The sequence below is a fragment of the Mesorhizobium sp. M0698 genome (assembly GCF_040320455.1).
In the GTDB taxonomy this organism is placed as follows: domain Bacteria; phylum Pseudomonadota; class Alphaproteobacteria; order Rhizobiales; family Rhizobiaceae; genus Mesorhizobium.
The window spans coordinates 254,074-260,619 of record NZ_JAMYPQ010000007.1 but is presented as its reverse complement, the minus strand read 5'-3'; the positions used below and the strand labels follow the sequence as shown (position 1 = coordinate 260,619).

7 protein-coding genes and 1 riboswitch are annotated in these 6,546 nt (G+C 59.2%); of the genes, 3 read left to right on the top strand and 4 right to left on the bottom strand.

Going from position 1 to position 6,546, the window contains the following annotated elements; genetic code table 11:
• On the bottom strand, window positions 1–619 hold a 619-nt coding region (locus tag NKI16_RS17570; protein WP_352923538.1), incomplete at its 3' end, for a phosphomethylpyrimidine synthase ThiC.
• Window positions 620–723: 104 nt separating this feature from the next.
• Window positions 724–840, bottom strand: a riboswitch (TPP riboswitch).
• A 183-nt stretch (window positions 841–1,023) separates the two neighbouring features.
• Entirely contained in the window at window positions 1,024–2,568 is a 1,545-nt protein-coding gene (locus NKI16_RS17565) for a Fic family protein (RefSeq protein WP_023679202.1), read from the bottom strand.
• 1,142 nt (window positions 2,569–3,710) lie between these two features.
• Between NKI16_RS17565 and NKI16_RS17560 the strand changes: the two genes are divergently transcribed.
• Window positions 3,711–4,166 carry a YybH family protein gene (locus NKI16_RS17560; RefSeq protein WP_352907003.1) on the top strand — a complete coding sequence of 152 codons (456 nt, stop codon included), beginning with the start codon at window positions 3,711–3,713 and terminating at the stop codon, window positions 4,164–4,166.
• Window positions 4,167–5,131: 965 nt separating this feature from the next.
• Here the strand turns inward: NKI16_RS17560 and NKI16_RS17555 are convergent.
• The gene (locus tag NKI16_RS17555; RefSeq protein ID WP_084641544.1) at window positions 5,132–5,377 is read right to left on the bottom strand and encodes a DUF6074 family protein; all 246 of its coding nucleotides are present in this window, start codon (window positions 5,375–5,377) and stop codon (window positions 5,132–5,134) included.
• A gap of 118 nt (window positions 5,378–5,495) precedes the next feature.
• Complete coding sequence (locus NKI16_RS17550) at window positions 5,496–5,852, bottom strand: hypothetical protein (RefSeq protein ID WP_352907002.1); 357 nt, start codon at window positions 5,850–5,852, stop codon at window positions 5,496–5,498.
• Between NKI16_RS17550 and NKI16_RS17545 the strand changes: the two genes are divergently transcribed.
• Both NKI16_RS17545 and NKI16_RS17540 read left to right on the top strand, forming a co-directional pair.
• On the top strand, window positions 5,842–6,204 hold the full coding sequence (locus NKI16_RS17545; protein ID WP_352644401.1) for a cysteine hydrolase family protein: 363 nt from the start codon (window positions 5,842–5,844) through the stop codon (window positions 6,202–6,204). The two genes, NKI16_RS17550 and NKI16_RS17545, sit on opposite strands and share 11 nt — an antisense overlap.
• A complete protein-coding gene (locus tag NKI16_RS17540; RefSeq protein WP_352644399.1) occupies window positions 6,201–6,515 on the top strand; it encodes a cysteine hydrolase family protein in 315 nt (104 codons plus the stop codon). The genes NKI16_RS17545 and NKI16_RS17540 overlap by 4 nt, the downstream gene beginning before the upstream one ends.
• Window positions 6,516–6,546: the final 31 nt, after the last annotated feature.

The window sequence follows — 6,546 nt, the reverse complement described above, 5'->3', positions numbered from 1 at the left end:
CCAGGAAATTGCGACCGATAATCATCGGTTCGCTCTCGGGATGATTAATGTTGGCGGGAATGATCGCGCGTCCGCGCGCCACCTCGTGGCGGACTAATTCAGGCGTGACGAAGTCGGGGATCGCCGCGCCGAAGGCCTCGCCGTCGCGCTCAAGCTTGCCGTGCAGGATCTCGCGACCAAGGTTCTCGCGGATGGCGACGAACTCCATTTCGGGCGTGATGATGCCAGCGCGCGCATAGGCAAGCTGTGTCACCGCCTTGCCGGTCTGGGCCCGGAGTGGCCGGTTGCGGACTGGAAATTCCGGTGTTAGGCGCTCGCCCGCCGCAAACCCATTGTCTTCTGGCCGGACGTGGCGGCCGTCATAGGCTTCGACATCGCCGCGCGCGGTGACCCATTCATGGCGAAGCCGTGCAAGGCCGTTTTCGATGCTGGTTTCGACAGTCGGGTCGGTATAGGGGCCGGACGGATCGTAAGCGGTCACCGGCGGCTCGCCTGCCGTCGGATGGACGGAGATTTCGCGCATCGGCACCCTGAGCTGCGGGTGGATGGTACCGGATTTGTGGATTTTGCGTGAGGCAGGCAGCGGTCCCGTCGAGACGGCGGGGGTGAGAGCATTCATCTTGAGGCTCCTTTGCTCGTTGCATTGGAGACCCAGTTCTGTGCCGGAAGGATGAAAAGACGCTTCTAGCGACCTGCTGAAACAGGACCTCGGGCGTAAACTCCCGCAAAGCGCTTGCACCGTCCCTACGCCAGTATGAACTGGATCAGGTTCAACGGGTCACTGCGCCGCGAATGCCAGCAGTATCTCAGCCCCTTGCCGGGACTCCCCTGGTGAATGCGTGAGGTTGGACGGGACGGCTCCGGTTTGTCAAGCGCGTTCTGGCCGCGGCTGATCGGCGGCCGGTCAGACCGTGCGGAAAAAATCGTGCATGTCTCGGCGACAAGTCAAGCGTCGGAGATGAAGGCAGGGGACAAGGGAATCGCAAACCGTCGGACTAAAAATCAATCCTGATGATCACACCTTCAATGGGCACCAAAGGTTTGCGCGTAGATCGCCTCGATTCTTCCTGCCTCGTCACTGGTCAGCGCGGCGAATTCCTTTTCGCGCGCGCGGTTCGATAGATGTCCATCATTCTGGTGAAGAAAACGGAAGAGCAGATCGGTCAACCGCTCGGGCATGTCGATAAAGGCGTCCACCTGCTGCCGGAACTGATCGTAGCGCTGCAGAAATGCGGTTTCCTCGGGAAGGTCCCGTTCGATCGTCCGCTGAACGCAAGCATAGAGGAATTCGGCGTGCGGGGTTGCATCGAAGAACCGGTAGAAATCACCGGTGTCATTCAGCACCCGGACGTTGAATTGCGGCGTCGGTTCCCATTCCACCAACGGCAGAAGGCGCTGCGAATAGCTCTCGAGCACGCCCCTGTACTCGTTGATCTGGTCCAGGATCGCGGCCGAGACGGGAAAGACCACTCCCGGCGGATTGAAGCCGCGCATGGCAAGGACGTGGTGGATTAGGTAGCGGTGAATGCGGCCGTTTCCGTCCTCGAACGGGTGAATGTAGACAAAGCCGAAGGCGAGGATTGCGGCGGCTACGACTGCATCAAGCTTTTGCGCGGGGCCCTGATCGAACGCCGCCATTCCATCAATTAGCCGCGGCAGGTCCTCGGGCCGAGCGCTGATGTGATCGGGCAAGGGCGTGCCGTTGTCTCGGTCATGCTCACCGACGAAACCTCCTTCTTTTCGGAAGCCAAGTCTTACGAAACGAGCGTCACCAAGTACAATTCTTTGCAGACGCAGCAGCTCATCGCGATCGATCGGCCAGCGGCCGGCTTCGCCGATGGCGCGGCCCCAGCGCTGGATGCGATCTTGCGGCGGGTGCTCGCCCTCGATCGCATAGCTTGATCGCGAGTCTTTGAGCAAAAGAAAGGCGGCGGTCCGAGCAAGGAGGTCGCGCGGCACGTCCGCTACGATTGCCTCCGCGCGCCGCGGTAGTTCAAGGCCGATGAATTTTTCGAGAATCTTGGTGCGGAACACCAGAGGGCAGAACTCACGCGTGCCGGGGAGATTGTCCCTTACGCGATAGCGCGAAGCGGTCTTGTCGGGTCCGGGCCACTGCAGCTCGGGATCGACAACCGGAATGTATCGTCCGGCCTCCGCGTCCGGCAGATCGATACGCGCGCCCCTCAGCCATTCATATAAAAACCAGATGCGGCGGGCATAACTGCCGGTCGGGCTTTCACGGACCAGCGCCTCGATCGGCGCGGGACCGGTCACTTGGAACAGCCGCTTGAGGACGGCAAGGTCCAGTCCCTCGTACTTGAGCGCAAAGGTCAGGTGGCCTTCGAGGGTAGGATTTGGGGCATGGCGGGGGGTCATGATCCGCCAGCCTTCCCGTTCGGTAATGCGATGATGCTCGCCAGTGGCGAACAACCTACGGGGCAAGGGCGCGGCGAGCCTGTAGGCTCCGATCAGGGCGCTGTACCCGGCCGGGGTCGCCGTTTCAGGAAGGCGGATTTCCTGAAAAACGGTAACAGGACCTGAAAATTGGTGCTGTTGCACCGCAGGCATGAAAAGCGAATCCTTCCATCGAATTTTGGTTTAGTCGGCCAAAACCTATGAAAAATGATCCTATCCCATGAAAATTGATGCCACAAGACAAATTTTCCGAAAACCGATTCTAAAACGGTGCTGAAGTCGATCAAGCAAGAACTCCGCCACCGGCTCAAGGAAGCGACTTCAGACCAGAAAGGTGAGTCCAGGAACCGCCATTCGCCCGTCTCTTAGTCACGAGGCCGGCACAGATGGCCCGCCTTACGTCGAGCCGGATTGCTCGAGCGCGCCGTTCGGGGCTCACTCATAGAGCGCTCCGGTGCGCGATCCCGATTTGATAGCCGCGATCACGCTCGCGACTGATCTTGGTGACGTGGCGGCGTCGGAGTAGAAAAGTGATGCAGGATCTCGGTGGCGTCGTGTGTGTGTGTGACCTGAAGTGAGTTCTCTGCGGTATGGGGGGCGGCACGCAGCGCGCGCGTCTTCTCGGCAAACAGATCGACGAAGCGGCACCGAAGGGAAGTTCCTGGCATTCATTCTCGCCATCGCTGCCCCAATTTGCCGACCGGACTGCCGATCGATCTCGCCCAATACTTTGCGCGCCCAAGGGCCGAAGCTGAACTGGGCGGCACCTGCTCATTCGGGAGCTGACTCATGCTTGGCGCGCTAGCCCGAGAGAGCTGTGCCTGATCGAATGCGTGAAATCGTAGCTCGGGGTGGAGAGGCTGACGCGGTCATCTGTCACCCGCCTTCGGGCTGTAACGGAAAGCGCGACATCGTCTCCAATGCTCGTTCCCCACGTCGAGGGGCCCAGCGGCTTGGCTGCGGGGGGACTGTCAGCTAGTGGCCGCTGGGCCTTGACGACCAGCGAGCGTAAGAGGAGGCCCTGTGCTGGCTGACGAAAACTTGCGAGCAAAGCCACGGAAAAGCATCATTCGAACGAACTCTTTCGTCGAGACGAGGAGGGCAGTGAGGCGGTAGCCGCCGCTTTGAAGCTCTCCGGCAGCTGCTACGCTGGTCGTTCAGAGGGTCGCAGCTGCGCTTGCGCCGTCATATCAGATAAGTCTAATATAATCCGCGCCTGGCCATCGAACGCCGCGGCGCCCTCGGGTCGGCGCTATTCATCGGGTGGGCATGTCGGGCACGCAAGGGAGGACGAAATGAGACTGGTTCAGTCATTTGCATTTGCTGCTGTGCTGCTTCTTTCGTCTGCATTGTCTGCGGCCGCCCACTCGGCTCGTGAGGACATCGAAGCGGCGTTGGTAAAATTCATGGACGCCTTCAACAGCGGAAACGCAGCAGCGGTAGGTCAAATGTATACCGACGATGCCGCCCTGCTGCCACCCGACGGCAAACGCGTCGATGACCGCAAGGGCGTGGAAGAATTCTGGCAGGGCGCAATCAAGGCCGGGATGAAGAATCTCACCCTGAGGGCGCTGGAAGTGGAAGGGAGCGGGAATCTCGCCTACGAAGTTGGCGCATTTACGCTCGGTGTGCCGAGCAAAGGCGGCGCCCTCTCCACCGTCGCGGGCAAGTATCTCGTCGTCTGGAAAAAGGGCGACGACGGGACATGGCGCCTGCATCGGGACATCTGGAACTTAGGTGCGGCCGAATAGGGATAGATATCCAGGCCCTCATCGACCGTCTTGCGAAGGGTAGGGCGGCTGTATTGACCGGGATCTGGTGCTCTATTGCCAGCGCTGTCGAGTGGCAGGACGATGGGGACCGGCTAACCGCGCGGTATAGCTTCGGTCTGGCGCGCTTTCCAATGGATTTGCCGCCAATTTGGCGGATCGCTGATCAGTCGCGGTGATTGCGACCACGTCGCCAATTCCAATTCCCCGCTTCATGAAACGAGTCTGGAGCGTGCACGGCCTTAAGCAAGGGATTGCTAATGTGCGAGACAGCACGCTTCGCTCTAGCGGGTATGGCCCAGCGGCTTGGTTGAGGGGGGACTAGCAGCTAGAGGCCGCTGGGCCTTGACCAGCAGCATGCTTAAGAGGGGGCGCTGGCTGGCTGGCCAAAAACTTGCGCTCAAGGCAACGCAAAAGCATCATTCGAACGGACACTGCCCGCCAGAAGCTTATTCCAGCCGATAGAGCCACCATGGAATGCAAGCCCAGCAAACCAGATTCACCAAACATCGCATCAGGACCTGCGCTTGCCCGTCCATGGCCGCGCCAGTCCTTCGGCAATCAGCATTGCGACGCGGAGCAGCCAGCCGACCCATTATAGACCGCGACGGACGGTGATTAGGGCCAGCGCGGCGATAGGCAGCGAGCTTAACCGTTGGCGTAAGTGGAGTGTTTCACGATCTCAATTGGTTGGCTCCGCCAGGTTTCCAGCTGGCTGCCACCGGGCACGTGCCAGCTGGAGTAAACAATGAAATATTCGAAACCGGCTTTTTGGGCGGGAGCCGCGCTAGCTGCCTGCCTTTTGCCGAAACCGGCTTGGTCGAGCCAGTTCGGCTGCGCATATTGCAATGAGGGGTGAGAAACCTGGCATTCGACGGGAGCAGTGCAGTAACATGTGCGAAGCCTAGTCGAGTCTGCAAGCGGCAATCATTCGTCGTGAGTCGACGCTAGTGTGTGCGTTTCGCAGCACTCCGGCTGGCTATCTCGCGTAAGACGGCATGAAGAAGCGTTCCAATTTCCTGTTCGGCGCGCCCGGGTGCAATTCCTGATTCGGACAACTGAACGAGAATTGTCTTGGCGGTGCTGCGCCAGAACGCATTCGCCTCCTCGCCGTTCTTGGATTCCAGCACGCGGGCAACTCCCTCGACCAACTTCCGCCGCCGATACAGCGGAAACGCCCTTATGTTTGACACCGATCACCTCACCCATTCAGTCTCGCGATTAAGCATTGGCGGGTTAGAAAATCTGGTTAACGGCGTATTCTTTTTGGTAGTAGTAAGAGTTCTGTGCGGGCGGTGAACGGTGCCGCGATTAGCCAATGAGCGCGATGGCTTGGGCGCAAACTGTCGGGCAGGAATGGGTAAGAGCGGGCCGATCTCCGCTCTTCAGGGCCGGAAAAATCTCGACAATGCTCCCAATCGATTCCAGATCGAAGACGACGTCGTCAGAGCCGGTGTCATTGGCTGGCGTTCCGGAATAGCCGATGTCGTCACAATAGGATTTGATCGTCGCTGCTGCGCGACGGAGCAAGCCCGCACGCTCCGGCATCGTCAGCCGATCGACTTCATTGCCCCGCGCAGCAGTATAACCGCTGTTCCTGGGGCTCCCAAGCAGGATGTAGCTCCCCCTTTTGTTGACGCGATGTAGGTGGCCGATCATGATAACCAAGGGCGCAAAGAGCGACCCTCATGCTGGTGGGAGGATAAAAATGCAGCCACTTGTCATAGACGCGAAGCCTCAACCTATTTCAATTGATCCCGCTAACGCTGCAGTTCTCGTGGTGGACATGCAAAATGACTTCGGCTCCAAAGGTGGAATGTTCGACAGAGCCGGAATCGATATCTCCGGGATTCAACGGGCTGTCGACCCTACTGCCAGCGTAATAGCTGCCGCTCGCAATTTGAGAGTGCCCATCGTCTGTCTGAAGATGGGGTATTATTCCGACCTCTCGGACCTTGGGACATCGGACGCCCCCAACCTATCCGACATCTCCAGATCTTTCGGGTCGGTGAGAGCATGACAGCCCCGGACGGTAGCGAGGGCCGGATTCTGATCCGCGACACCTGGGGAACAGATATCGTTAACGACCTCAAGCCAGAGGCAGGGGATGTCGTCCTCTACAAAACGCGGTTCAGCGGTTTCTACGAGACCGAACTCGATTCTGTTCTGAAGACCGCAGGCATCAAACACCTCATCATGACAGGATGCACGACCAGCGTGTGTGTGGAGTCGACAATTCGGGATGCCTTCTTCAGGGACTATCACTGCATACTGCTAACGGATTGCACTAGCGAGCCCATCTCCTGGGAACGCCTCAAGGAGCAATCATGACGCCTCGATCACGCTCGTGCAGATACTCTTT